Annotated in this window: 23 protein-coding genes; 11 read left to right on the top strand and 12 right to left on the bottom strand. The window is 71.2% G+C overall.

What is annotated here, in order from left to right:
* The first annotated feature begins 49 nt into the window (after positions 1–49).
* From tsaA to HBB12_RS14120, 7 genes are all read left to right on the top strand, one after another.
* Positions 50–547: a tRNA (N6-threonylcarbamoyladenosine(37)-N6)-methyltransferase TrmO gene (gene tsaA / locus HBB12_RS14090; RefSeq protein ID WP_236989920.1), complete on the top strand. Its 498-nt coding sequence runs from the start codon at positions 50–52 to the stop codon at positions 545–547.
* A gap of 26 nt (positions 548–573) precedes the next feature.
* Positions 574–1,479 carry a quinoprotein relay system zinc metallohydrolase 2 gene (locus HBB12_RS14095; protein ID WP_442919359.1) on the top strand — a complete coding sequence of 302 codons (906 nt, stop codon included), beginning with the start codon at positions 574–576 and terminating at the stop codon, positions 1,477–1,479.
* Between the two features lie 428 nt (positions 1,480–1,907).
* The gene (gene xoxF5 / locus HBB12_RS14100; protein WP_236989922.1) at positions 1,908–3,710 is read left to right on the top strand and encodes a lanthanide-dependent methanol dehydrogenase XoxF5; all 1,803 of its coding nucleotides are present in this window, start codon (positions 1,908–1,910) and stop codon (positions 3,708–3,710) included.
* 160 nt (positions 3,711–3,870) lie between these two features.
* Positions 3,871–4,494, top strand: coding sequence for a c-type cytochrome, methanol metabolism-related (locus HBB12_RS14105; RefSeq protein ID WP_272913271.1), 624 nt, complete (start codon positions 3,871–3,873; stop codon positions 4,492–4,494).
* On the top strand, positions 4,494–5,351 hold the full coding sequence (gene xoxJ / locus HBB12_RS14110) for a rare earth element methanol dehydrogenase accessory protein XoxJ (RefSeq protein ID WP_236989923.1): 858 nt from the start codon (positions 4,494–4,496) through the stop codon (positions 5,349–5,351). The genes HBB12_RS14105 and xoxJ overlap by 1 nt, the downstream gene beginning before the upstream one ends.
* Positions 5,348–5,902, top strand: coding sequence for a PQQ-dependent catabolism-associated CXXCW motif protein (locus HBB12_RS14115; protein ID WP_236989924.1), 555 nt, complete (start codon positions 5,348–5,350; stop codon positions 5,900–5,902). Before xoxJ ends, HBB12_RS14115 begins: the two co-directional genes overlap by 4 nt.
* Positions 5,903–5,955: 53 nt before the next feature.
* Positions 5,956–6,660: an SDR family oxidoreductase gene (locus tag HBB12_RS14120; protein WP_236989925.1), complete on the top strand. Its 705-nt coding sequence runs from the start codon at positions 5,956–5,958 to the stop codon at positions 6,658–6,660.
* Between the two features lie 109 nt (positions 6,661–6,769).
* Here the strand turns inward: HBB12_RS14120 and HBB12_RS14125 are convergent, their stop codons facing one another.
* Both HBB12_RS14125 and HBB12_RS14130 read right to left on the bottom strand, forming a co-directional pair.
* On the bottom strand, positions 6,770–7,702 hold the full coding sequence (locus tag HBB12_RS14125; protein WP_236989926.1) for an ABC transporter ATP-binding protein: 933 nt from the start codon (positions 7,700–7,702) through the stop codon (positions 6,770–6,772).
* A 34-nt stretch (positions 7,703–7,736) separates the two neighbouring features.
* Positions 7,737–8,051 carry a hypothetical protein gene (locus tag HBB12_RS14130; RefSeq protein WP_236989927.1) on the bottom strand — a complete coding sequence of 105 codons (315 nt, stop codon included), beginning with the start codon at positions 8,049–8,051 and terminating at the stop codon, positions 7,737–7,739.
* 231 nt (positions 8,052–8,282) lie between these two features.
* On the opposite strand from HBB12_RS14130, the gene HBB12_RS14135 reads away from it, so the two are divergent.
* Entirely contained in the window at positions 8,283–8,654 is a 372-nt protein-coding gene (locus HBB12_RS14135) for a DUF2293 domain-containing protein (RefSeq protein ID WP_236989928.1), read from the top strand.
* 44 nt (positions 8,655–8,698) lie between these two features.
* The gene (locus HBB12_RS14140; RefSeq protein ID WP_236989929.1) at positions 8,699–10,885 is read left to right on the top strand and encodes a primosomal protein N'; all 2,187 of its coding nucleotides are present in this window, start codon (positions 8,699–8,701) and stop codon (positions 10,883–10,885) included.
* A 55-nt stretch (positions 10,886–10,940) separates the two neighbouring features.
* Here the strand turns inward: HBB12_RS14140 and HBB12_RS14145 are convergent, their stop codons facing one another.
* The 3 genes from HBB12_RS14145 to HBB12_RS14155 form a co-directional block, all read right to left on the bottom strand.
* On the bottom strand, positions 10,941–11,330 hold the full coding sequence (locus tag HBB12_RS14145; protein ID WP_236989930.1) for a nuclear transport factor 2 family protein: 390 nt from the start codon (positions 11,328–11,330) through the stop codon (positions 10,941–10,943).
* Between the two features lie 95 nt (positions 11,331–11,425).
* Complete coding sequence (locus tag HBB12_RS14150; RefSeq protein ID WP_236989931.1) at positions 11,426–14,701, bottom strand: S41 family peptidase; 3,276 nt, start codon at positions 14,699–14,701, stop codon at positions 11,426–11,428.
* 193 nt (positions 14,702–14,894) lie between these two features.
* Positions 14,895–15,206, bottom strand: coding sequence for a hypothetical protein (locus HBB12_RS14155; protein WP_236989932.1), 312 nt, complete (start codon positions 15,204–15,206; stop codon positions 14,895–14,897).
* Between the two features lie 263 nt (positions 15,207–15,469).
* Here HBB12_RS14155 and HBB12_RS14160 point away from each other — a divergent pair, with 263 nt between their 5' ends.
* Positions 15,470–16,408: a pirin family protein gene (locus HBB12_RS14160; RefSeq protein WP_236989933.1), complete on the top strand. Its 939-nt coding sequence runs from the start codon at positions 15,470–15,472 to the stop codon at positions 16,406–16,408.
* A 151-nt stretch (positions 16,409–16,559) separates the two neighbouring features.
* A complete protein-coding gene (locus HBB12_RS14165; protein ID WP_236989934.1) occupies positions 16,560–17,033 on the top strand; it encodes a nuclear transport factor 2 family protein in 474 nt (157 codons plus the stop codon).
* A 69-nt stretch (positions 17,034–17,102) separates the two neighbouring features.
* Here the strand turns inward: HBB12_RS14165 and xylB are convergent, their stop codons facing one another.
* From xylB to HBB12_RS14200, 7 genes are all read right to left on the bottom strand, one after another.
* Positions 17,103–18,557 carry a xylulokinase gene (gene xylB, locus HBB12_RS14170; protein ID WP_236989935.1) on the bottom strand — a complete coding sequence of 485 codons (1,455 nt, stop codon included), beginning with the start codon at positions 18,555–18,557 and terminating at the stop codon, positions 17,103–17,105.
* Positions 18,558–18,567: 10 nt separating this feature from the next.
* Entirely contained in the window at positions 18,568–19,524 is a 957-nt protein-coding gene (locus HBB12_RS14175) for a carbohydrate kinase family protein (protein WP_236989936.1), read from the bottom strand.
* Between the two features lie 10 nt (positions 19,525–19,534).
* Positions 19,535–20,638 (bottom strand): ABC transporter ATP-binding protein, encoded by a 1,104-nt coding sequence (locus tag HBB12_RS14180; RefSeq protein WP_236989937.1) that lies wholly within the window; start codon positions 20,636–20,638, stop codon positions 19,535–19,537.
* An 11-nt stretch (positions 20,639–20,649) separates the two neighbouring features.
* Positions 20,650–21,468 (bottom strand): carbohydrate ABC transporter permease, encoded by an 819-nt coding sequence (locus HBB12_RS14185; protein ID WP_236989938.1) that lies wholly within the window; start codon positions 21,466–21,468, stop codon positions 20,650–20,652.
* Between the two features lies 1 nt (position 21,469).
* Positions 21,470–22,369, bottom strand: coding sequence for a carbohydrate ABC transporter permease (locus tag HBB12_RS14190; RefSeq protein WP_236989939.1), 900 nt, complete (start codon positions 22,367–22,369; stop codon positions 21,470–21,472).
* Positions 22,370–22,504: 135 nt separating this feature from the next.
* Complete coding sequence (locus tag HBB12_RS14195) at positions 22,505–23,815, bottom strand: ABC transporter substrate-binding protein (protein ID WP_442919263.1); 1,311 nt, start codon at positions 23,813–23,815, stop codon at positions 22,505–22,507.
* A gap of 384 nt (positions 23,816–24,199) precedes the next feature.
* Positions 24,200–25,690 (bottom strand): mannitol dehydrogenase family protein, encoded by a 1,491-nt coding sequence (locus HBB12_RS14200; protein ID WP_236989940.1) that lies wholly within the window; start codon positions 25,688–25,690, stop codon positions 24,200–24,202.
* Positions 25,691–25,835 lie beyond the last annotated feature (145 nt).

Raw genomic sequence — 25,835 nt, forward strand, 5'->3', positions numbered from 1 at the left:
GCCCGACCTGCACGACGGGGGAGAACGACCCCCGGGGAGACGATGTCCGATGGTGCGCCTGAACGAGATCCGGGCCGGCGAGGTCGCGGTCGCGCCTCCCGCCGCGCTGGATGCCGGCCTCGTCTTCATCGGCCGCATCCGCACCCCCTGGACCGACCGCCTCGTCTGCCCGCGCCAGGGCCGGCCCGACGGGCCTCTCTGCCGGATCGAGGTCTATCCCCCCTGGCGCGAGGCCCTCGACGGCGTCGCCCTCTACGAGCGCCTGGAGGTGCTGTACTGGCTCGACCGGTCGCGGCGCGACCTCGTGCGCCAGAGCCCGGCCGGCGACGGCACGACGCGGGGCACCTTCTCGCTGCGCTCGCCCGTGCGGCCGAACCCGATCGGCACCAGCATCGTCCGGCTGATCGGGGTCGAGGACGGAAACCTGCACGTGCGCGGGCTCGACTGCCTCGACGGCACGCCGCTCCTCGACCTCAAGCCCGACCGCACCCTGTTCACTCCCCTGGCGCCGCCGCAGGCGGGGGATGCGCAGACCGGTGCCGCGTGAGGATCGTCACCGCGCTCCTCCTCGTCCTGATTGTGGTCGCATCGTCGGCACGGGCCGATGCCGTGCAGGCCGGCGAGGCAACGCCCCTGCCGATGCAGGAGGTCGCGCCGGGCGTCTTCGTCTATGCGGCGCCCTACGCACTCGCCGGGCGCGGCAATGACGGGGCCATCGCCAATGTCGGCTTCGTGATCGGGCGCGACGCCGTGGCGGTGATCGATACCGGCGGCAGCCTGCGGGCGGGGGAGCGCCTGCGCGCGGCGCTGCGGCAGCGCACGGCCCTGCCGGTGCGCTACGTGATCAACACCCACGTCCATCCCGACCACGTGCTGGGCAACGCCGCCTTCGCCACGGACGGCACGACCTTCGTCGGCCACCGCGCCCTGCCGGAGGCCCTGGCGGCACGGGCGCAGGATTACCTGCGGGCCAATGCCGACCTCGTCGGGCCCGACTTTGCCGGCACCCGGATCGTGCCGCCGACCCTGCTGGTCTCAGGCGCCCTCGACCTCGACCTCGGCGGCCGGGCGCTCCACCTCGAAGCCTGGCCGACCTCCCACACCAACAGCGACCTGACGGTCCGCGACGGGGCCACCGAGACCTGGTTCCTCGGCGACCTGCTTTTCGTCGGCCACGTGCCGGCCCTCGACGGGCGGCTCACCGGCTGGATCGCCACCTTGCGCGCCCTGCGGGCGCGGCCCGCCGCCCGGGTGGTGCCCGGCCACGGCCCCGCCGCCGTCCCGTGGCCCGCCGCCGCCGGGCCGATCGACCGCTACCTCGCGGTCCTCGAGGCGCAGGTACGGGCGATGGTGCGGGACGGGACGCCGATCGGCGAGGCCGGCCGGGCGGCGGCGGGAGAGGCGGGCGATTGGGCTCTGTTCGACGATTTCAACGCCCGCAACGCCACGACCGCCTACCAGGAATTGGAATGGGAATAGTCGACGACTTACGGTTAGGCTCGTGCGGCGAATCGTGCTCGTTCGCCGGCCAACAAGTCCGTACACGAACCGTTGATGTTGCATGGCACCATCTCGATGCTGCCCCGCAGCATGCAACGGGATATATACCTTAGTTATGAATTTGGGAGCCGCGGGAGGCCACCCTGCGGCAGGCTGGTGTGTTGACGGCGTCCCAATTTCTCTTAGAGTTCCTTCAAGCTTCGGTTTCAACGGTGCCGCCAGGGGAAGGCGGTGTTCGGTTCGCAGACACGGCAGGCCCCGCCCGGGCACCTCTCGCGCCAGTCCCGCTGGCGGCCGGTTGTGACACGCTGCCGAGGCCAACGACATCCCCAAACGCAAACAGCAGGAAACGGCTTGATGCGCCCCCATCGGGGGCGCGCAGCGGAATGCACCTGTCGGAGGAATCCATGAGAGCGGTCCATCTTCTTGCGGTGAGCGCGGGCATCCTCGGTGCCGTCCCGGCGCTCGCGAACGACGACGTCCTGAAGCGCACGGCCAACCCGGCCGAGCAGGTCCTTCAGACCGTCGACTACGCCAACACGCGCTATTCCAAGCTCGACCAGATCAATACCGGCAACGTCAACAAGCTGCAGGTGGCCTGGACCTTCTCGACCGGCGTGCTGCGCGGTCACGAGGGCGCACCGCTGGTCGTCGGCGACGTGATGTACGTCCACACCCCGTTCCCGAACATCGTCTACGCGCTCGACCTCAACCAGGAGGGCAAGATCCTCTGGAAGTACGAGCCGAAGCAGGACCCGAACGTCATCCCGGTGATGTGCTGCGACACGGTGAACCGTGGCCTGGCCTATGCCGACGGCGCGATCTTCCTGCACCAGGCCGACACCACCATCGTGTCGCTCGACGCCAAGACCGGCAAGGTGAACTGGTCGGTCCAGAACGGCGACCCGAAGGTCGGCGAGACCAACACCGCCACCGTGATGCCGGTAAAGGACAAGCTGATCGTCGGCATCTCGGGCGCCGAGTACGGCATCCGCGGTCACATCACCGCCTACGATCTCAAGACCGGCAAGCAGGCCTGGCGCGCCTACAACGTCGGGCCCGACGCCGAGATGAAGATCGACCCGGAGAAGACCACCGAGCTCGGCAAGCCGGTCGGCAAGGACTCGTCGATCAAGACCTGGGAAGGCGACCAGTGGAAGACCGGCGGCGCCTCGACCTGGGGCTGGTACTCCTACGATCCAAAGCTGAACCTGGTCTATTACGGCACCGGCAACCCCTCGACCTGGAACCCGAAGCAGCGCCCGGGCGACAACAAGTGGTCGATGACGATCTTCGCCCGTGACGCCGATACCGGCATGGCGAAGTGGGTCTACCAGATGACCCCCCACGACGAGTGGGACTATGACGGCATCAACGAGATGATCCTCACGGATCAGAAGGTCGGCGACAAGGAGCGTCCGCTCCTGACCCACTTCGACCGCAACGGCTTCGGCTACACCCTCGACCGGGCCACCGGCGAGCTGCTCGTCGCCGAGAAGTACGATCCGGCGGTGAACTGGGCCACCAAGGTCGACCAGGACAAGTCCTCGAAGACCTACGGCCGTCCGCTCGTCGTCGCCAAGTACTCGACCGACCAGAACGGCGAGGACACCAACTCCAAGGGCATCTGCCCGGCGGCGCTCGGCTCGAAGGACCAGCAGCCGGCGGCCTACTCGCCCAAGACCAACCTGTTCTACGTGCCGACCAACCACGTCTGCATGGACTACGAGCCGTTCCGGGTGAGCTACACCCCGGGCCAGCCCTATGTCGGGGCGACCCTGTCGATGTACCCGGCGCCCAACAGCCACGGCGGCATGGGCAACTTCATCGCCTGGGACAACGTGGCCGGCAAGATCAAGTGGTCGGTGCCCGAGCAGTTCTCGGTGTGGTCGGGCGCGCTGGCCACCGCGGGTGACGTGGTGTTCTACGGCACGCTCGAAGGCTACCTGAAGGCGGTCGATTCCAAGACCGGCAAGGAACTCTACAAGTTCAAGACCCCGTCGGGCATCATCGGCAACGTGATGACCTACCAGCACAAGGGCAAGCAGCAGGTCGCCGTCCTCTCGGGCGTCGGCGGCTGGGCGGGCATCGGCCTCGCGGCCGGCCTCACCGACCCGAATGCCGGCCTCGGCGCGGTCGGCGGCTACGCCGCCCTGTCGAGCTACACCAACCTCGGTGGCCAGCTGACCGTCTTCACCCTGCCGAACTGATCGCGCGGGGACCGGCAGGAGGCCGCTTCGGCCTCCTTGCCTCAGACCTAAGTCCGGGCCGGCGCGGGTATCCGCGCCGGCCTCCTTATGATTAGATTATCATCAGGGTTGCGGAACGCCGATTTGGCGGCAGCTCAATGATATCAGGGAGAAGCGTCCTTTGCGTCACCTCAGCAAAGTTGTCCTGCGGCCGCTCGCGGCCGGCCTCGCCCTAGCAACCGTCGCGATGGTTGCCGTACATGCTGAGGATGCCAAGAAGTCCGATGCCAAGCCGGATCCGGCGCTGGCCAACCAACTCAACCCCAACGACAAGACCGCCGAGCCCGACGAGAAGCTGCTCGCCAAGGATGCCGCCGTGAAGGTGGAGGACGGCAAGTACTTCGACGCCGCCGGCGCCCCGACCTTCCACGTCACCGACAACGGCAAGAAGGTCGACTGGTACGCCTATTCGGGGTACCGCCGCTATCACGCCGAGTGCCACGTCTGCCACGGCCCGGACGGCATGGGCTCGACCTACGCTCCGGCGCTCAAGGACTCGCTGAAGTCCCTCTCCTACGAGGAATTCGTCGGCATCGTCGTCGGCGGCAAGCAGGACGTGAACGCCTCGACCCAGAAGGTCATGCCGGCCTTCGGCGACAACAAGAACGTCACCTGCTACATGGACGACATCTACGTCTACCTGAAGGCGCGGGCCGCCGGCGCGATGGGCCGGATCCGGCCGGGCGAGAAGGAAGACAAGCCGGAAGCGGCGCGCAAGCAGGAGAAGGAGTGCCTGGGCGGCTGATGACGCGGGCACCTCTCACGGCACTCGTCCTGGCGGCCGGCCTCGCGCTGGCCGCCCCGGCGCGGGCGCAGAACCTGCCGGATCTCGTCACGACCGATACCCTGCGGGTCTGCGCCGATCCCGGCAACATGCCGTTCTCGGAGCGCAAGGGTGACGGGTTCGAGAACCGCATCGCGGCGATCATCGCCGACGAGCTGAAAGTGAAGCTGCGCTATTACTGGCTCACGCAGGGGCCGGGCTTCGTGCGCAACACCCTCGGCACCGGCCTGTGCGACGTCATCGTCGGCTCGGCCTTCGGCAACGAGCTGGTGCAGAGCACCAACCCCTATTACCGCTCGCTTTACGTCCTGGTGTCGCGCCACGGCACATTCGAGGGACTGACCGGGCTCGACGATCCGCGCCTCAAGGCCAAGGCGATCGGCGTGATCGTCGGCACGCCCCCGGTCGAGCGGATGGGGGCCGTCGGCCTGGTGCCGACGATGAAGCCTTATTCGCCGTATCAGTTCGACCCGGCGCGCAAGTACCAGACCGTCTCGGCCGAGATCGTCGCCGACGTCGCCTCGGGCAAGCTCGACGCCGCGGTGTTGTGGGGGCCCGCCGCCGGCTGGCTCGCCAAGGAAGCCGGCAAGCAGGCCGGCGGCCTCGACCTGGTGCCGCTGCTGCGCGAGCCCGACCGGCCGCCGTTGACCTACCGCATCGCCATGGGCGTGCGGCACGGCGAGAACGAGTGGAAGCGGATCCTCAACACCGCTTTGCGCAAACGCCGGGCCGAGATCGAGGCGGTGTTGCGCGACTACGCCGTGCCGCTCCTCGACGAGGAGGAGAACCGGCTGCTGCCGGCGGAACCGAAACCGTGAGGCGGCCACTCGCGGTCCTTGCTCTGATGCTCTCGGCCCTGGTGCCGGCCGCGACCGTCCGCCGCGCGGCCGCCGCGCCGCCCGAGCCCGACGGGTACCGCCAGGAAGACTTTCGGAGTCCGACGCCCGCGACCCTGCGCGGCGCCCAGACGGTCACGACGCCGGAGGCCGAGCGGCTGTGGCGGGCCGGCGCCGCCTTCGTCGACGTGCTGCCGCGCCCGCCCCGGCCCACGACCCTGCCCCCCGGCACGATCTGGCGCGACGCGCCCCACGACAGCATCCCGCACGCCCATTGGTTGCCCAATACCGGCTTCGGCGCGCTGGCGCCGCAGACCGAGGCGTATTTTCGGAGCGGCCTCGCGGCGGCGACCGAGGGCCGGCTCGACACGCCCATCGTGCTGTTCTGCCAGCGGAATTGCTGGATGTCGTGGAACGCCGCGAAGCGCGCCCTGGCGCTGGGCTACCGCCACGTCCACTGGTACCCGGACGGCACCGACGGCTGGGGCGAGGCCGGCCTGCCCGTCGAGAGGCTGAGCCCGGCGGCGCCGTGACGCCCGGGCCCGCCCGTGGCATGCAGGCGGCGTCGAGAACCGGGAGCAGCATCATGAGCCACGAGCGCGTCGCCATCGTCACCGCCGGCGGCAGCGGCATGGGGGCCGCGGCCGCCCGCAAGCTGGCGGGGGAGGGGTTCCGGGTCGCGATCCTGTCCTCGTCGGGCAAGGGCGAGGCCCTGGCCGAAACCCTCGGCGGCTTCGGGGTGACGGGCTCGAACCGGTCGCCGGACGATCTCGCCCGCCTCGTCGAGGGCACGATGGCGCGGTGGGGACGGGTCGACGTGCTGGTCAACAGCGCCGGCCATGGGCCCAAGGGCCCGCTGCTCGACCTGACCGACGAGGACTGGACCCGCGGGATGGAGGTCTACTTTCTCAACGTGGTGCGGCCGACCCGCCTCGTCACGCCGATCATGCAACGCCAGGGCGGCGGTACGATCATCAACATCTCGACCTTCGCGGCCTTCGAGCCCGAGCAGGCCTTTCCGACCTCGGGCGTCTTCCGCTCGGGGCTCGCCGCCTTCACCAAGCTCTTCTCCGACCGCTACGCCCCCGACAACATCCGGATGAACAACGTTCTGCCGGGCTTCATCGACAGCCTGCCGGAGAAGCCGGGCATCCGCGACCGGATTCCGATGGGCCGCTACGGACGCGAGGACGAGATCGCCGCCGTGGTCGCCTTCCTGGCCTCCGAGGGGGCGGGCTACATCACCGGGCAGAACCTGCGGGTCGATGGAGGGATCACGCGGTCGGTATAGGCTGCCTCAGGTCCGGGCCCGGGACCCTCGAATCCGGCGATGATTCGGGACCGAGGGTCGTCGTCTCGCGACGGATGGTGCGATGCCCCGCGCGAGGCGCACCCGCCGCTCATCCCGGAGGAGCGGCCTCCGCGGCGGCGCGCAGGCCCGACAGCGTCACCGAGCCCTCGCCGAGCCCGACCCGTTCCCGCCCGCTCGCCAGCATCAGGGCCAGGGCGTCCTTGAGCGAGGCGTCCGCGGGAAGGCGCGGCGCGTCGCCGGCGGCCTCGCGCTCGGCGTGGTCGCGGGCAGGGAGCAGCGAGAGGCGGCGCAGCAGCCGGTCGCCGCCGACGAACTCCGCCGCGAAGGCGTCGGCGGGGGCGGCGAGCAGGGTCTCAGGCCGCGCGACCTGGACGAGGCGCCCTTCGCGCATCAGCGCGACCGTGTCGCCCATCCGCACCGCCTCATCGATGTCGTGGGTGACCATCAGCACGGTCTTCTTGAGTTTGACCAGGATCCCCCGGACCTCGTCCTGCAGGCGGGCGCGGGCGACCGGATCGACGGCACCGAACGGCTCGTCCATGAGCAAGACCGGCGGGTCGGCGGCGAGCGCCCGGGCGACGCCGACGCGCTGGCGCTGCCCCCCCGAGAGCGCGTCCGGCCGCCGGTCGCGGTACTCGCCGGGGTCGAGGCCGACGAGGTCGAGCATCGCGTCGACCCGCTCCCGGATCCGGGGCCGGGTCCAGCCGAGGAGGCCCGGCACGGTCGCGACGTTCTGGGCCACCGTGCGGTGCGGAAACAGCCCGACACCCTGGAGGACGTAGCCGACGCGGCGGCGCAAGCCGATCGGATCGAGTCCGGCAACGTCGCGCCCCTCGACCCAAACCCGGCCGACACTCGGCGACACCAGGCGGTTGACCATCTGCAACGCCGTCGACTTGCCGCAGCCCGAGGGGCCGATCAGCACGCAGGTCGTGCCGGCCTCGACCGCGAGGTCGAAGGCGTCGAGCGAAGGCCTGGTCTGCCCGGGATAGGTCTTGCCCGCACCCTCGAAGCGGATCATCGGCACGCCTCCCGCGTCGGACGCCCGGCCGGGCTCAGCAGCCGTGGCAGATCGACCCGAGGGTGCGCTTCATCCGCACGTCCCAGGCCTTGTCGCGGGCCGCGGTCGCGGCCTGGGCCTTGCGCAGGGATTCCGCCGAGTCGGGCTTGGGAGCGGCCGGCTTGGCCGCTCCTTGCGCGGCACCGTCGACCCGGCGCGGCTGGCGCCGGCCGGCGGCGGGCGGGGCCGGCGCCGCGTCGGGCGCGGTGACGCCCGCGGGTGGCGTGCCGAGCGGGGCGGGGGCCTCGGTCTGCGCCGAGGCGGTGCCGGCGGCGAGGGCGAGGAGGGTGGTGGCGAGGAGAAGGCGCATGGTGGGTCTCGGGCGCCGCCCGCTGGGTCGCGGGACGGCGGAACGGGCAATCGTCCTCCCTTATGCATCTTTCGGCCGGCAGGGACACCGGCGCCGATCGGCGCATCCGGGTCGGTGTCTGGCGCGCGTCCGCACATGTCCTCACTCGTCGCCGGTTGGCACCCGCGTGCCCGGGGGTGACAGGACCGGCCCGCTCCGGCAGGGTCGGCCTCCCGCCCGCGAAGGACGCCGATGACCCGACGCCCCGATCCCGCGCCCCGCGCGGTCCCCACGCGCCGCGAGGCGGTCGAGGCGACGCTCGCCCGCCTCGCCCCCAAGGTGCCGGCCTTCGAAGCGGAAGCGATCGTCGACCGGGCGCTGGCGAGCACCGGCCTGCGGAACGCGGCGCCGGAGACCGCCGCCTGGCTCGGCCTGGTGTCGTATGCCCGCCACGTCTTCACCGAGTACGATTCCCTCCTGGAGGAGGGCTACGACCAGGACAGCGCCCGCCACTTCGTCCTCGACGACCTCAACGCGATTCTCGCCGAATGGGGCGTGCGGCGGCGGATCGGCGAGAACGACGAGGCGTCGGGATCGGAGGCATCCGGCGGCGCGCCGGCGTGACCGTTCCTATATGAACGGGTGATGCCGCCCGACTGCACAGCCCGATGACCGCCCCGATCGCCGACGTCCTGATCCCGCTCGCCCTCGACCAGGCCTATAGCTACGCCGTGCCGCCCGAGCTGGCGCTGGCGGAGGGCGACGTGGTGCAGGTGCCGCTCGGGCCCCGCGAGATCGTGGGTGTCGTGTGGAGCCTGCGCGACGGCGCCGGCTCGAACCTGAGGCGGGTCACCGGCCGGATCGGTGTCGAGCCTCTGAGCCCGGCGCTCCGCCGCCTCGTCGAGTGGATCGCCCGCTACACCCTGGCGCCGAAGGGCTCGGCGCTCGCCATGGCGCTCCGCCTGCCGGAGGAGAGCCGCACCGAGACCGCCAAGGTCGGCGTCCGCGCGACCGGCATGCCGCCGAGCCGGATGACTCCGGCGCGGGGCAAGGTGGTGGCGGTGGCGGCCGACGGCGTGGTGCGGGGCAAGCGGGCGCTCAGCCTGGAGGCCGGCGTCAGCGCCAGCGTGGTGGACGGGCTGATCGACGACGGCGTGCTGGAGACCGTGGCGCTCGCCCCCGAACGAATCGCCGAGCCGCCCGATCCCGATCATCCGCACGATCCCCTCTCCGAGCCCCAGTCCGAGGCAGCTCGCGCCCTGATCGCCACGCTCACTGCCCCGCCCGTCGGCGGGGGGGCGGCGGGAGAGGGTGGCGTGACGCTGCTCGAAGGCGTGACCGGGTCGGGCAAGACGGAGGTCTATTTCGAGGTCGTGGCCGAGGCCCTGCGCCGGGGCGTGCAATCCCTGGTGCTGATGCCGGAGATTGCGCTCACGGCGCAGTTCCTCGACCGCTTCGCCAAGCGCTTCGGGGTCAGGCCCGCCGCCTGGCATTCCGGAATCGGCGGGCGTCGTCGCGAAAAGATCCGGGCCGGCGTGGCCTCCGGCGAGGTGCAGGTGGTGGTGGGCGCCCGCTCGGCCCTGTTCCTGCCGTTCGCCAAGCTCGGGCTGATCGTCGTCGACGAGGAGCACGAGGGCGCCTACAAGCAGGATGACGGCGTCTGCTACCACGCCCGCGACATGGCGGTGGTGCGCGGCAAGCTGGAGAATGCCGCCGTGGTGCTGGCCTCGGCCACGCCCGCGATCGAGACCCGGGTCAATGCCGAGCGCGGCCGCTACCGCCGGGTGGTGATGCCCGAGCGCTTCGGCGGACGGCGCCTGCCGGAGATCCGCGCCATCGACATGCGGGCCGAGAAGGTGCCGCGCGGGCGCTACCTGTCGCCGAGCCTCGTCTCCGCCATCGCCGAGACCAACGCGCGGGGCGAGCAGGCGCTGCTCTTCCTCAACCGCCGCGGCTACGCCCCGCTCACCCTGTGCCGGGCCTGCGGCCATCGCTACCAATGCCCGAACTGCTCGACCTGGCTCGTCGAGCACCGCTTCCGCCGGGCGCTGGTCTGCCACCATTGCGGCCATGCCGAGCGGCGCCCGGAGGCCTGCACCGAATGCGGCACCTTCGACAACCTGACCGCCTGCGGGCCGGGCGTCGAGCGCATCGCCGAGGAGGTCTCCGCCACCTTCCCGGACAAGCGGGTGATCGTCCTGTCGAGCGACTTTCCCGGCGGGGCCGAGCGGTTGCGGGCCGAGCTCCAGACCGTGGCCGAGGGCGGCTGCGACATCGTGGTGGGCACCCAGCTCGTCGCCAAGGGCCACAACTTCCCGCACCTCACCCTCGTCGGCGTGCTCGATGCCGATATCGGGCTGACCTCCGGCGATCCCCGCGCGGCCGAGCGCACGTTCCAGCTGCTCCAGCAGGTGACGGGCCGGGCCGGGCGCGGCGAGAAGCCGGGCCGGGCGCTCGTCCAGAGCTACCAGCCCGAGCATCCGGTGCTCTCGGCGCTCATCTCGGGCGATGCCGAGCGCTTCTATGCCGAGGAGACGGCCGCCCGCGAGGTCGCCGGCCTGCCGCCCTTCGGGCGTCTCGCAGCCTTGGTGATCTCCTGCACCGACCGCGAGGCGGCCGAAGCCCATGGCCGCGCGCTCGCCCGCGTCGCCGAGCCGCCGCCCGGCGTGATGGTGCTCGGCCCGGCGGAAGCGCCGCTCGCGCTGGTGCGCGGCCGCTACCGCTTCCGCCTCCTGGTCAAGACCGAGCGCGAGATCGACCTCCAGAGCTATCTGCGCGATTGGCTCGCCCGGGGGCCGAAGGTGCGGGGGAATCTCAGGGTCGGGATCGATGTCGATCCGCAGAGTTTTCTGTAGCGCGGAAACTCGAACACTCTGACCTTGCAGAGGACCGCTGGGGGGTGGGCAGACGTTAGATTTCGGCAACGGTTGGCGTTCCCTGATGGAATGCCATCTGCCAGTTGCCGTCGATCAGCTTCCAAACCGAACTGCGCAGCGTATGCATGTCCGGTACTCCTTCCACCTTCCGAACGGTTCTATAGGTTAAAAGCACGACGCCCGCAGAGAGGGTCCTCAGCTCGTATCCGTAGGCGGTCAGCTCCGATCGCTCGCATTCCTGCTCCGCAGCCAGTCTGCGAACGACTTCATCTTTCCCGTATGCTCCACCAGATCTTCCGAATTCAAGAAAATCATCTGCCAGCAGTGCGGCCACCTTATCTTGTGAGCTACGAATGGCGGGATCATGCAGACGCTCTTCCAAGGCTCTCACAAGATCCAGTTCGCTGGGCGAAGCCGTCCTCATATCCACTACCATCCTGGGTCAGCTTGCTCGAAATGTCCGCGAGAGGTCGAAGGTACCTACTCATATCGCCAGACTGATCCCATCCTGGCCTCGGGTCACCCCGGCACCGCCGCAGCCCCTACCGCTCGGCAGGTCCCTCCGGTCCCGCCGAGCAGCCGGTCCACCGCCGCATCGAGCTGCGGGTCGCGTCCCTCGGCCCAGGCGGCGGGGTCGGCCGGGCTCGCGAGGTCCGGCAGCACGTCGGTGTTCTCGAGCCGGGTGCCGTCGGTGCGGTAGAGCGGGATCTGCGGCAGCCCGTAGGTGAGGCGCGGCACGATCGGCGAGGGCACCCACCAGACGAAGGTGCCGGTGCCGGCCACCGGCTCGCCGACGAGCGGGCCGATGCCGAGATCGTGGTAGCCCTGCGGGAAGATCGAGGCGTCGGAATAGCTCGCGCCGTTCATCAGCACGGCGGACGGGCGGATCCAGCGGTCGCGCGGGTCGCTCTGGACCGGGCCGGAGCGGGGCGCGAAGGTCAGGTAGGGCCGGCCCGAGAGCATCGTGAGCAACTGGTTGTGCAGGTTGCCGCCACCGTTGAAGCGCACGTCGACCACCAGCCCCTCGGCCTGGCCGAAGCGGCCGAACACCTCCGCGAAGGTGCTGCGGTAGGAGGCGGCGTTCATCGCCCGCACATGGACGTAGCCGAGGCGGCCGCAGGAACGGGCCGCCACCGCGTCCCGGCGCCGCCGCCGCCAGCGCTCGAAGGCGAGGTCGCGCTCGCGCTCCAGGCTCACCGGCACCCGTCGCTCGCGCAACGCCGTCCCGTCCGGCTTGAGGAACGCCACCTCGATCCGCCGGTCCTTCGTGCCGCGCAACAGGCGGCGCAAGCCGCCTTCCTCGGGCACGGCCTCGCCGTCGATCGCCGTGATCACGTCGCCGGGGGCGAGCCGCGTGTCGCCGGCATCGAAGGGGCCGGCGGGCAGGATCGCCGCCACCCGCATGCCGGGACCGGCATAGGTCTCGTCGTAGAAGAGGCCGAGGGAGGCGGTCTCCTCGCCCGGCGGCACGCTCGGGCTCAGGAAAGCGCGGGTATGCGAGGCGTCGAGCTCGCCCGCCATCTCGGACAGGAGTTCGGCGAGGTCGCGGGCGTCCGCCAGCGCCGGCAGGAAGCGGGCGTAGCGGGAACGCACCGCGTCCCAATCGACCCCGTGCATCCCGGGATCGAGGAACTTCGCCCGCGTCAGGCGCCAATACTGGTCGAAGCCGGCCGCGAGACGCGCCGCCGGATCGTGTCCCGCCTCGGCCTCGACCCGGACATGGCGCGAGGTGCCCTTGGTCAGGTCGATTTCGGTGAAGCCGTTGCCGGAGAGGAACGAGAGGGTGCGCTGGTCGCGGCTCAGCCGCACCGGGGAATAGCGCTTGGCGGGCACGTCCGAGAAGACCGTCCGGCGGGTGCCCTGGCGCAGGTCGCGGATCGTGCCGGTGAGCGCGTAGCCCTCGCCCTTCGGCCGCTCGCTCTGCTCGACGACGAGCAGGCTCATGCCGTCGCGCAGCATCATGGCCTGGACGACGTCGACATGGCCCTGCGACAGCCGGTGCTGGCGGTCCTCCAGCCCGTCCGGGTCGAAGGCCTGCGGCTCGGGTGCCGGGCGGGCGGCCATCCGCTCCGGCGCGGGACCTGCCGCTCCCGGCTCCGCCGCTCGGCCCGGTGCGGAAGTCGTGGCCGCCTCGGGCAGGACCGGCGCGCGCAGGCGGGCCTCGAAGGCGTCCCGGGCCCGGCGCGAGGCGAAGACCGCGTCGATGTCGGCGGGCTCGGCGGCGCCGGAGGCGGAATGCAGGTCCTCCGGCTCGCTGCGCCAGACCAGCATCCCGCCATCCGGGCTCCACTGCGCCTCGCCCTGGCCCTCGCCCGCCGGCGCCACCCGCCGGGGCGGTAGCGAGCCGTCCGCCGGCACCACCGCGACGTTGTCGGTGAAGCCCCGGTCGAGCTGGACCGGCAGCGCCAGCCAGCGCCCGTCCGGCGACCAGGACAGCCACCACGACGCATCGCGATAGGGATAGAACCGCCCCGGCGGCACCACCTCCCGGTCGGCGCCGGTTGCCGGGTCGAGGACGTGGACCGCGCTGCGGTCGTGGATATAGGCGATGCGGCTTCCGTCCGGCGACCAGGTCGGCCGGAAGGCATCGCCCGGCGGGGTCGGCAGCGCCCGCTCGATCAGCCGCGTCGCCTGCGCGAATCCTCGCTCGTCGGCTTGCGCCGGGGTCGCTTCGTAGAGGCCCCAATGGCCGTCCCGCTCGGCGGCGTAGACGAGGCGGCGGCCGTCCGGCGAGAAGGCAGGGCCGCGCTCCTCGCCGGCCGTGCGGGTGATGCGCTTGACCGACTTCCCGTCCCGCGAGGCGACGTAGATCTCGCCCTGGGCCACCAAGGCGACCTCCTGGCCGCCCGGCGAGGCGATAAGGTCGTTGAAATCCGAGAGGCGGGCCGGCACCTCGTCGGAAAAGGTCGCCTCCGACACCGTGACCGGCACGGGCTCCGGTGCCGCAGCGCCCCGGCGCAGGCGGTAGATCTGCCCGTCCCGCGCGAAGGCGAGGTCGCCGTCGCGGGAGGCGGAGAGGAAGCGCACGGGCGCGCCGTCGAAATGCGTGACCGGGTGCGGCACCCTGTCCGCCAGGGACAGGCGCCAGACGTTGAGCGTGCCGGACGCCTCGCCGAGATAGGCGATCTCCCCGCCCGGCAGCCAGACCGCGCCGCGGTTCTCGCGGGTGCCGTCGGTCAGGCGCTCGTGGCGGCCGGTGGCGGCATCGTAGAGCCAGACCTGGCGCACCGCCTGCGACACCTGATGCTGGCGGAAGCGCTGCTCGATATTGGGGCTGGTATAGAGCAGGCGCCGCCCCTCCGGGTCCCATACCGCGTCGAGGGCGGCGTTGGGCAGCACCATGGTCTCGCGCCCGCCCGCCAGCGGCACGGAATAGACCTGGGCCGCGTATTCGGAGATGCCCGGCGGCGCGAAGGTGCGGGTCGCGTCGCCGAGGCGCCGTGAGGCGAACAGCACCGCCCGCCCGTCGGGCGTGACGCTCATCGGCCGCTCGTCGAGGGAGGACCAGGTCAGGCGGCGCGCCTCGCCGCCCTCGGTCGGGGTGCTGTACAGGCTGAGGGCGCCGGAGCGGTCGGCGGCGAAGGCGAGGTTCTGTCCGTCGGGCGACCAGAGCGGCGTCTCGGCATGGAGACCCGCGGGGGTCAGCGCCCGCGCCTCGCCGCCGGCGGCGGGCACGGTCCAGATCCGGCCCCGGACGCGGAAGGCGATCCGGCGGCCATCCGGCGACAGGGCCGGCTCCCGCAGCCAGAGTGGCCGCTCGGCGGCGCGGCCTTCCGTAGCGCACAGGAGGAGCATAAGGACGAAGCCGACTTGCGTCGGAAGGCCGACGCTCCGTCCGCCGATGTTTCTGTCGTGTTGCAGATTTTCGCCGCGAGACCGGCCACCGATTTTGCGAAATATGCTCAAGAGCCTGCGCATGCCGGACCGCCGGTGACTTGTTGCCGTCGCTCTATCCTTGCGTAAGCCAGGAATCCGGCGCTGTCGAGCGTCAGGCCACCTTTCGCGAGGCAGGAATCCCGTTGCGGCTTGTCCCGGTCTGGCGATGCGCCTCCTCGAACAGGTCGTTGAGCGCCTTGCCGGCGCTGCGGGCGATGCGGGTCGAGGCGGTTCCCTCGCTCTTCTCCGCGACGATCGCCCGGAGCGCGTCCGCGGTCCGCGCCTCGATGGCGTGGAACAGGCCCGCGGCCGCCTTGGCGTCGACACCGAGCAGCACCGCGGCGAGGTCCCGATAGGCTTCCCCCAGGAGATGATGAGCCAGGCGCTCGGCCGCCTGCGCCTCCGTCGGCGCGTCGTCGCGCATGCGTTCATCCCTCCTGCCAGCAGGGATGCACGGTGCCTCCGCTGGATTGCGCGGAGCTTTCCCGCCGGGGTCTCCGGACAGCCGCCGACCGGTGAAAGTCGGTGCTGCAAGAACCGGTCGCGGCCCTCGATCCCCCCGAGTGGCGAAACGATGCGTTTCGATCGTTTCCATTTTCAAATCGTCCGTTAGGCCTCAATCTCTTGCCGATCCGACGCGCCCGGACCGACACAGGGCGCAGGACTCAGCGAGAAGGAGCACGCGCGATGAGCTGGCACAGTGCCGACGATCCGGTTCCCGGCGATCATTTCAGCTGCGACGCGATCCGGACCCTGATCGTGCCGCGCTCGCGCGACCTCGGCTCCTTCGCGGTGCGCCGCGCGCTGCCCTCGACCCAGTGCCGGATGGTCGGCCCCTTCATCTTCTTCGACCAGATGGGGCCGTCGGAATTCCTGCTCGGGCAGGGCATGGACGTGCGGCCGCATCCGCATATCGGGCTGTCCACCGTCACCTACCTGTTCGACGGCGAGATCATGCACCGCGACAGCCTCGGCACCGAGTTGCCGATCCGCCCGGGCGAGCTGAACTGGATGACGGCCGGGCGCGGCATCACCCATTCGGAGCGCACCGGCAGCGCCCTGCGCCAGACCGGCTCGCGGCTGTTCGGCCTCCAGAGCTGGGTCGCCCTGTCGGCGAACGACGAGGAGACCGCCCCGGCCTTCGAGCATTACGACGCCGCGTCGCTGCCGATCGTCTCTGCCGCGGGCAAGACCGTCCGGCTGATCGCCGGCGAGGCCTACGGCGCGCGCTCGCCTGTACGGACCTCGACCCCGATGGTCTATGCCGACGTGGCGCTCGAGGCCGGCGCCGTCCTGCCGCTCGATGCCGATTACGACGAGCGCGCGATCTACACGGTGTCGGGCGCGATCGAGATCGCCGGCGACGGCTTCGGCCCTGGCCAGCTCCTGGTCTTCCGCCCCGGCGACCGGATCAGCGTGCGGGCGAGCGAGGCCTCCCGCTTCATGGTGCTGGGCGGCGAGCCGATGGACGGGCCGCGGCACCTCTGGTGGAACTTCGTCTCCTCGCGGCCCGAGCGGATCGCCCAGGCCAAGGAGGATTGGCGCCAGGGCCGGTTCGACACGGTGCCGAACGACGCCGAGTTCATCCCGCTCCCCGAGGACCCGCCACCGGTGCGCTATCCGTGACCGGGGCAAGCGTCGTCGTCTCGCGACCGTCGGCATGACACCGTGAGGACGGCCCGGATCGGACGCCGTTCCGGACCCGGCATGCTATCGTCGTGAGCGTGCCGAACCGACCGGATCGCCCATTCGCAGCACGCACCGCCGAGGACGTCCGATGGCCCAGGAAGACTTGAATGTCTCTCTTCTGACGAATGCCTATGCCGAATGGTCCGCCAGCAAGGCCGCGAACGGCCGGTGCTGGCTGGACCTGATGGCCGATAATGCGACACTCAGATCGTTGCCGGACGGCGCCCCGGAACTGGCGTTCACGGCCCGCCGGACATCGCGGGCCGAGATCGAGGCCTATCTCGACGACCTGGTGAGAGATTGGGAGATGATCCACGCGCACATGACCGAGTTCATCGCCCAGGGCGACCGGGTGGTCGTGCTGGGCGACGTCGCGTGGCGGAACCGGGCGACGGGCAAGGTCGTGCAGACCCGGAAGGTCGATGTTTGGCAATTCCGCAACGGCAAGGCGATCCACTTCGAGGAGTTGTTCGACACCGCGGCGGCGATGGCCGCCGCGACGCCCGGCCCGGACGCCGCGGCCGCTTCGGGAACCGGAGCGGCCGTGAGGCCGCGGGACTGACCGTGTCGCCGGCGCTCGACGGGAAACGTCCCCGAGGCGGCGGATCCGCCTCGGGGATGGAGGGGCGCGTCAGCCCGCGAGCGCCCGCAGGGCCGGGTATAGGCCGCGATAGTGCGCCAGCCGCTCCGCATAGGCCTCCGCCAGGCCGCGATCCGGCAGCACCGCCGCCCCGCGGGCCGGCGCCGTGCAGATCGCCTCGGGGGCCTCGCCCGTCACCGCCAGGCGCGCGAGGCGGGCTGCCCCGAAGGCGCCGCCGTGCTCGCCCTCGGCGAGGGGGCTGAGCGGCAGGTCCAGCACGCTCGCCAGGATGCGGATCCAGGCCTGCGACCGCGACCCTCCGCCGATGACGTCCGCGGCCTCGATCCGCGTGCCGGAGGCCCGCAGGGCGTCGAGGCCGTCGCGGAGCGAGAAGGCCACGCCCTCCATCACGGCCTGGGTCAGGGCCGGCCGCTCCAGGCCCGCCGACAGGCCCGCGAAGGCGCCGCGCACCGCGCCGTCGTTGTGCGGCGTCCGCTCGCCGGCGAGGTAGGGCAGGAACAGGGCCTCGCTCGGTCGCTCGACCGGGCCGATCTCCGCCACCAGGCCCGCCTCGTCCCGGCCGGCGATGCCGGCCCACCAGGCGAGCGAGGCGGCGGCCGAGAGGGTCACGCCCATCTGGTGCCACAAACCCGGCAGGGCGTGGCAGAAGGCGTGGACGGCGCCGTCCGGATAGGGCCGCGCCCCGTCGGTGACGGCGAACAGGACACCCGAGGTGCCGAGGGACACGAAGGCATCCCCGGGCCGGATCGCCCCGAGCCCGACCGCCCCGGCGGCATTGTCGCCGGCCCCGCCGGCAAGAAGCGGCGGGGTCGTCATGCCCCAGCGCCGAGCGAGGTCCGGGCGCAAGCGTCCGGCCGGTGCCGAGCCCTCGACGAGGCGCGGCATCGCGCCGGCATCGAGCCCGGTGGCGGTGAGCGCCTCCGGCGACCAGGCCCGGGCGGCGACGTCGAGCCAGAGCGTGCCGGAGGCGTCCGACATCTCCTCGACGGCCTCGCCCGTCAGCGCGAGGCGCAGCCAGGCCTTCGGCAGCAGGACGCGGGCGGTCTTCGCGAAGATCTCAGGTTCGTGCGTGCGGACCCAGAGCAGCTTCGGGGCGGTGAAGCCCGGCATGGCGATGTTGCCGGCGACCCGGCGCAGCTCCGGGAAGGCCGTTTCCAGGGCGGTGCATTCGGCGGTCGCCCGGGTGTCGTTCCACAGGATGCAGGGGCGCAGCACGCGGTCGCCCGCGTCGAGCAGCACGGCGCCGTGCTGCTGGCCCGACAGGCCGATGCCCCGGACCGCCGCGAGTTCGGCCGGATGGCGGCCTTTGAGGGCGTCGAGGACCTGCTCCAGGGCCGCCCACCACTGCGCCGGGTCCTGCTCGCTCCAGCCCGGATGCGGGCGGCTCACCGCGAGAGGCGCGGTGGCGCTGCCGATCACGGCTTGCGCCTCGTCGACCAGGACGGCCTTGAGGCCGGAGGTGCCGAGATCGAGACCGAGATACATCAGGACACCATCAGGCGAGGGCCGATAGCAGGTCGGCGCGGGTCGGCAGGTCGGCGCCGAGGCGGGTGCAGGTGATGCCCGCCGCCGCCACCGCCTCGGACAGGATGTCCCGCAGGGTGCCGGCGTCGAGGGCGAGCAGCGCCTCGCGGGAGAGCCGGCCGTCGCGGTCGAGGCGCGCGAGCAGGGCGGCGTGGAAGGTGTCGCCGGCCCCCACCGTGTCGATCACCGTAACCGTGCGGCCCGGGACGGTGACGGGGCCGCCGGCATGGTAGGCCCGGGCTCCGTCGGGTCCGGCCGTCACGACCACGAGGGCGATGCCGGCCGCGAGCCAGCCCTTTGCGATGCCCTCCTCGTCGGCCCCGGCCCCGTAGGCGGCGCGCAGGTCCTCGTCCGAGAGCTTCACGATGTCGGCATGGGTCACGAGGTCGTCGAACCGGGCATGCCAGCGGGCGAGATCGGGGATCAGGCCGAGGCGCAGGTTCGGATCGAGGCTGATCACCCGCCGCCGCGCCTCCCGGGCGGCCAAGGCCGCATAGGCCGTGCCGACGGGCTCGGCCACCAGCGAGAACGACCCCATGGCGATCGCCCGGACCGTCTCGGGCAAGGCCGCCGGCAGGTCGGCGGGCCTGAGATCGGCATGCGCGCAGGCTTCGGCGTGGAAGCTGTAGGCGGGGTGGCCGTCCGCGCCGGTCGACACGATGGCGAGCGGGGTCGGCCGGGGGCTCTCACGGGCGAAGGCGAGGTCGACGCCCTCGGCCGCCAGCCGGTCGGCCAGCATCCGCCCGAAGGCATCGGAGGACAGGCCGGCCAGGAAGCCGCTCTGCGCGCCGAGCCGGCGCAGGCCGATCGCCAGGTTGAACGGCGAGCCCCCCGCCACCGCGAGCGCCGGCAGGCCGCCGCGCTCGGGGGCCGGGCGCCCGGCCTCGACGAACAGGTCGATCAGGGCTTCGCCGCAGACCAGGATCATGGGGGTATCCTCACGCCGCCAGCGGGTGCCGCGACCGGTGCGGCAGGGCGCGGCCGTCGCCGTCGAACAGGTGGGTTGCCGCCGGGTCGACCGTCAGGCGGATCGCCTCGCCGGTGCGGACCGGGGCGCTGCCCTCGATCTGCGCCACCACGGTGGCGCCGTCCGCGACCGCCACATGCGCCAGCGTCAGGCCGCCGAGGCGCTCGACATGGGCAACCTCGCCGGCGAGCGCCCCGTCGGATCCGGGCTTCAGCGCCTCCGGGCGGATGCCGAGCGTCACGGCGCCGCCGGGCGCCGCGCGGGCGCCGTCGACCGGCACCGCCACCTCGCCGCCGCTGGCTAAGGCCACCCGCACCCCGGCCGGATCGGTGCCCGTCACGCGCACCGGCAGGAGGTTCATCCGCGGGCTGCCGATGAAGCCGGCGACGAAGAGGTTCGCCGGGTGATGGTAGAGTTCGAGCGGCGAGCCGACCTGCTCGATGCGCCCGGCATTGAGCACCACGATCTTGTCGGCCATCGTCATCGCCTCGACCTGGTCGTGGGTGACGTAGATCATCGTCGCGGCGAGGTCGCGGTGGAGCCGCGCCAGCTCGATTCGCATCTGGCCGCGGAGCGCCGCGTCGAGGTTCGAGAGCGGCTCGTCGAACAGGAAGATCTTGGGGTGCCGCACGATCGCCCGCCCGATCGCGACGCGCTGGCGCTGGCCGCCGGAGAGATCCTTCGGCTTGCGGTCGAGATAGGCGTCGAGCTGGAGGATGCGCGAGGCCTCCGCCACCTTGGCGGCGCGCTCGGCCTTCGACGCGCCGGCGAGCTTGAGGGCGAAGGCCATGTTGTCGCGCACGCTCATGTGCGGATAGAGCGCGTAGGACTGGAACACCATGGCGAGCCCGCGATCGGCCGGCCCGACCTCGTTGATGCGCTGGCCGTCGATGAACAGGTCGCCGTCGGTGATCTCCTCCAGGCCGGCGATCATCCGCAGCAGCGTCGACTTCCCGCAGCCCGACGGGCCGACGAAGACCGCGAATTCGCGGTCGGCGATGTCGAGGTCGACGCCCTTGATGATCTCGGTGGTGCCGTAGCTCTTGCGCAAGCCGCGCAGGCGAAGGGTTGCCATGGCGAGGGCTCCTACTTGACGGCGCCGAAGGTGAGGCCGCGCACCAGCTGGCGCTGCGACAGCCAGCCGAAGACCAGGATCGGCGCCACCGCCACCGTCGAGGCGGCGGACAGCTTGGCGAAGAACAGGCCTTGCGGGCTCGAGAACGAGGCGATGAAGGCGGTGAGCGGGGCCGCCGCCGAGGAGGTGAGGTTGAGGCTCCAGAACGCCTCGTTCCAGCACAGGATCAGCGAGAGCAGGCCCGTCGAGGCGACGCCCGGCAGGGTCAGCGGCAGGAGCAGGTGCCAGACTTCCGCCCCCGTGCGTGCCCCGTCCATCCGCCCGGCTTCCAGGATGTCGTGCGGCACCTCCTTGAAGAAGGTGAACAGCATCCAGACCACGATCGGCAGGTTCATCAGCGTGTAGACGAGGATGAGGCCGAGCCGCGTATCGAGGAGGCCGAGGGTGCGGAACACCAGGTAGATCGGCACCAGGACGCCCACGGAGGGCAGCATCTTGGTCGAGAGCATCCACAGCAGCGTCGAGCGGGTGCGCTTCGTCGGGTGGAAGGCCATGACGTAGGCCGCCGGAATCGCCAGCGCGAGCGCCAGCACCGTGCCGCCGACCGAGATCAGCACCGAGTTGAGGGCGAAGGACAGGTAATCGGCCCGGGCCAGCACCTCGCCGTAGCTCTGCAGCGTCGGCGTGAAGGTCAGCGACGGGTTCACCGCCTCCGGCTCGCTCTTCAGGCTGGTGAGCAGCATCCACAGCAGGGGGAAAAACAGCACGAAGGCCGCGCCCCAACCGAGCACCGCGATGCCGACGCGCTTCGGGAGACTTTGCTTGACCATCCTACACCTCCAGCCGGCGCGCGATGGTGCGCACGAGGAAGAACGCCACGATGTTGGCGAGGATGATCGCCACCACGCCGCCGGCCGAGGCGCCGCCGACGTCGTATTGCAGCAGCGCGCGGGCGTAGATCAGGAAGGCGAGGTTGGTGGTGGCGTTGCCGGGCCCGCCCGCGGTCGTCACGTAGATCTCGGCGAAGACCGTGAGGAGGAAGATCGTCTCGATCATCACCACCACGCTGATCGCCCGCGAGAGATGCGGCAGCACGATGTAGACGAACTGTGCCAGCGCCCCGGCCCCGTCCATGCGGGCGGCCTCCAGCTGCTCGCGGTCGAGGGACTGGACGGCGGTGAGCAGGATCAGGAGCGCGAAGGGCAGCCACTCCCACGACACGATCAGGATGACCGAGAGCAGCGGATAATCGGCGAACCAGTCGACGGCGGGCAGGCCAAGGGCGCGAGCCACGGCGCCGAAGACGCCGTAGATCGGATGCATCATCAGGTTCTTCCAGATCAGCGCCGCGACTGTCGGCATGACGAAGAACGGCGCGATCGCGAAGAGGCGCGCGAGATTGCGGCCCGGGAACGGCTGGTCGAACAGCACCGCCAGCAGCGTACCGCCGACCACCGTGATCACCAGCACCGAGCCGACGAGGAGGAGCGTGTTGGTGAGCGAGGCCCAGAAATCCGGATCGGTGACCAGGAACTCGTAATTGTCGATCCCGGCAAAGCCCGTCACCGTCGGGTCGAGCAGGTTGTAGCGCTGGAGCGAGAACCACACGGTCATCACCAGCGGCACGATCATCCAGATCAGCAGCACGGTGACCGAGGGGCCGATGAACGGCAGGCCGTTGAAGCGGCGGCCCTTGGCGGGACTGGGCGCCGGGGTGGTGAGGGTGGCCATGGCCGTCGTCGCCTCGCGCGGATTTTTGAGGTCGGGGTAGTCCCGCATAAGAAAAGGCGCGGGATCCCCTCTTCCGTTTGGGAGAGGGGGACGCGCCATTCCTGTCCAAGCACAGGGTCAGGGGGGCGCTCGGTCCTACTTCGGATACCCGGCCTGCCGCATCGTCCGCTCGGTGGCCGATTGCGCGGCCTTGAGCGCCGCATCGATCGTCTGCTGGCCGGTCAGCGTCGCCGCGACCGTCTGGCCGACCTGGGTGCCGATGCCCTGGAACTCGGGGATCGCCACGAACTGCGCCCCCGTATAGGGCCGCGGGTTCCTGGTCTGGCCGTTCGGGTTGGCGCTGTCGATCGCCTTCAGGACGAAGCCCGCGAAGGGCGCGGCCTTCTGGTAGTCGGGGCTCTTGTAGGTCGATTCGCGGGTGCCCGGCGGCACCGCGACCCAGCCGTTTTCCTTCGCCACGCTCTCGACATAGGCTTTGCTGGTCGCCCAGGCGACGAAGGTCTTGGCGGCGTCCTTCTGCTTGGAGGAGGCCGGGATGCCGAGGTTCCAGCTCCACAGCCAGGTCGGCCCGCCCTTGAAGCTGCCGGTCGGCATCGGCGCGAAGGCGACCTTGTCGGCGACCTGCGACTGCTTCGGATCGTAGAGCAGGCCGGCCGCGACGGTCGAGTCGATCCACATCGCGCAGCGACCGCTGGCGAACAGCGCCAGGTTCTCGTTGAAGCCGTTCGAGGTCGCACCGGGCGGGCCGTAATTCTTCAGCACGTCGGTATAATACGTCAGTGCGTTCTTCCATTCCGGCGTGTCGATCGTGGTCTTCCAGCCCTCGCCGAACCACTGGCCGCCGAAGGTGTTCACCAGCGAGGTGACGTAGGCCATGTTCTCGCCCCAGCCCGGCTTGCCGCGCAGGCAGAGGCCGTAGGTCTGGCTGGCCTTGTCGGTGAGCTTGGCGGCGAAGCCCTTGATCTCGTCGTAGGTCGGCGCCTCCGGCATGGTCAGGCCGGCCTTGTCGAACAGGTCCTTGCGATAATAGGTCATCGCGCTCTCGCCGTAGAACGGCAGCGCGTAGAGCTTGCCGTCCCGGCTCACGCCCTCGCGGACGGTCTTGAGGAGATCGTCGGCGTCGTAATCGGCCGGCAGGCCGTCCATCGGCTCGAGCCAGTTTTGCTTGGCCCAGATCGGCACCTCGTAATTGCCGATGGTCAGCACGTCGAACTGGCCGGCCTTGGTGGCGATGTCGGTGGTGACGCGCTGGCGCAGCACGTTCTCCTCCAGCACCACCCAGCGCAGCTTGATGTCGGGATGCGCCTTCTCGAAGGCCGAGGACAGCTTCTGCATCACCACCATGTCGCCGTTGTTGACCGTGGCGATGGTGAGCGTCGACTCGGCGAGCGCGGGTGTGCCGGCGAGGAGGGAAGCGGCGAGCAGCAGGGTTCGCGTCCGTGTCACGTCATGTCCTCCCGTCGCGCCACTCTTCCCGCAGGGGTGGCGGCCTTGCGCGCAATTGGTGAGGGTCCGGCGGGACGGCGTCAAGCGGGGAGGGGGCTCGGACGTGCCGCTGCGGCATCGCCTTCCACGGGTTCTCGGTGGATGATCTCTCGTCGCGGAGTTGTGGGACGACGGGATGCCGAGAGATCGTCGCCCCTTGAGATGGTTGTTCGAAGGAGAAGTGCGGGAATCGAGGACGGCGACCCCGCCCTCGTCACCGCCGCGATCGGTGGCATCGCCCGGGCGTGGAGTCGGTCGAGGGCCGTCCAGGAGACCGACCCCTCGGCCTGGAACCCACCGTCGCGCCGGTGACCGGGGCGGCCCGAGAGACCGCCCCGCCGCGCATCACCGCGCCCGCCGTGCCGCCTCGTCCAGGGTCGCCTGGATGCCCTGGCGATAGAGCATCCCGAGCCACTCCGCGACCGGCGCGACGAGGCGCGGGTCGTCGCCGAGTTCGCCGAAGAGCGGGCGGATGCCGAGGAGCGGGCGCGGATCGGGGCCGCCCTCGATCGCCTTCTCGCGCAGGAGCGCCGCCATCGGGTGGCGGACCTCGATCGCGCCGCCGGTTTCGTCCTCGCCGCGCACCCGGCGCAGCCATGCGGCGAGCGCGAGCGCCAGGAACTCGATGCTCCCGCCCTGCGCCAGCCGGCCGCGGATCGGGTCGACCAGGACGTTGAGCGGCGCGTCGGTGTTGACCCGCTCCACCGTGTCGCGGATCGCCGGGTTGGCGAAGCGTGCGACGAGGGTGCGCTTGTACGCGGCGAGATCGATGCCCGGGACCGGCGGCACGGTCGGGCCGGTCTCGCGGTCCATCAGCGCGGTCATCACGGCGCTGATGCGGGAATCGGCCATCGCTTCGTCGATGGTGACGGTGCCGGCGAGCCGGCCCAACCCTGAGACCGCGAGGTGGCTGCCGTTGAGGAGCCTGAGCTTCATGAACTCGTAGGGCGCCACGTCCTCGACGAACTGCGCGCCGACCTTTTCCCAGGCCGGACGCCCGGCGGGGAAGCGGTCCTCGATCACCCACTGGGTGAAGGTCTCGCTGAAGACCGGCCAGCCGTCGGCGAGGCCGTGGCGCTCGGTCAGGCCTGCGACATCCGCCGGCGCGGTCACCGGGGTGATGCGGTCGACCATGGTCGAGGGGAAGACGACCTCGGCGGCGATCCACGCGGCGAGAGCGGGGTCGCGCAGCCGGGCCAGCGCCACCACCGCGTCGCGCAGGACGTCGCCGTTATGCTGGATGTTGTCGCAGGTGAGCGGGGTGAACGGCGCCAGGCCGGCGTCACGGCGCCGCCGCAAGGCCTCGACGATGACGCCGATCGCGCTCTTCGGCTGCGCCGGCTCGGCGAGGTCGGCCCGGATCAGCGGGTGGTCGGGGTTCAGCCGCTTCGTCGCCGGGTCGAGGCAGTAACCGTTCTCGGTCACCGTGAGGCTGACGATGCGGATCGCCGGGTCGTCGATCGCGTCGAGCACCGCCACCGTGGTCTCGCCCGCGAAGGCGACACCGGCGAGCGACCCGATGACCGTCACGGTCTCGTCCGCGCCCTCGCGCTCGACGAGGGTGTAGAGCGCGTCCTGCGGCGCCAGGGCGTCGATCATACGCCGGTCGCCCGGCATCAGCCCGACCCCGAGGATGCCGAAGGCGAGGGCGTCCGGGTCGCGCTCCATCAGGTCGTGGGTGTAGCGGGCCATGTGCGCCCGGTGGAACCCGCCGAGCCCGAGATGGACGATGCCGGCCCGCACCTGCGCCACGTCGTAGGCGGGGACCCGCACGCGCGGGCCGAGGGAGGCCAGCGTGGCGCGGCGGAGGGGCACGGGGGCGCGGTCGGTGCTCATGGGGCGTGGCTCGGGCTGGCGGCGGGCGTGGAGTGCCCGGCTTTGGCCCTGATTAATCCGCCGTTGCCGCAGCGTCGATGGTGCGCCTGGTCGTTCGGGCGCCCGAGCCGCAACCCGACGTTCCGCCGACCCCCACCCCGGGGCG

The organism is Methylobacterium sp. SyP6R (genome assembly GCF_019216885.1).
GTDB lineage: Bacteria > Pseudomonadota > Alphaproteobacteria > Rhizobiales > Beijerinckiaceae > Methylobacterium.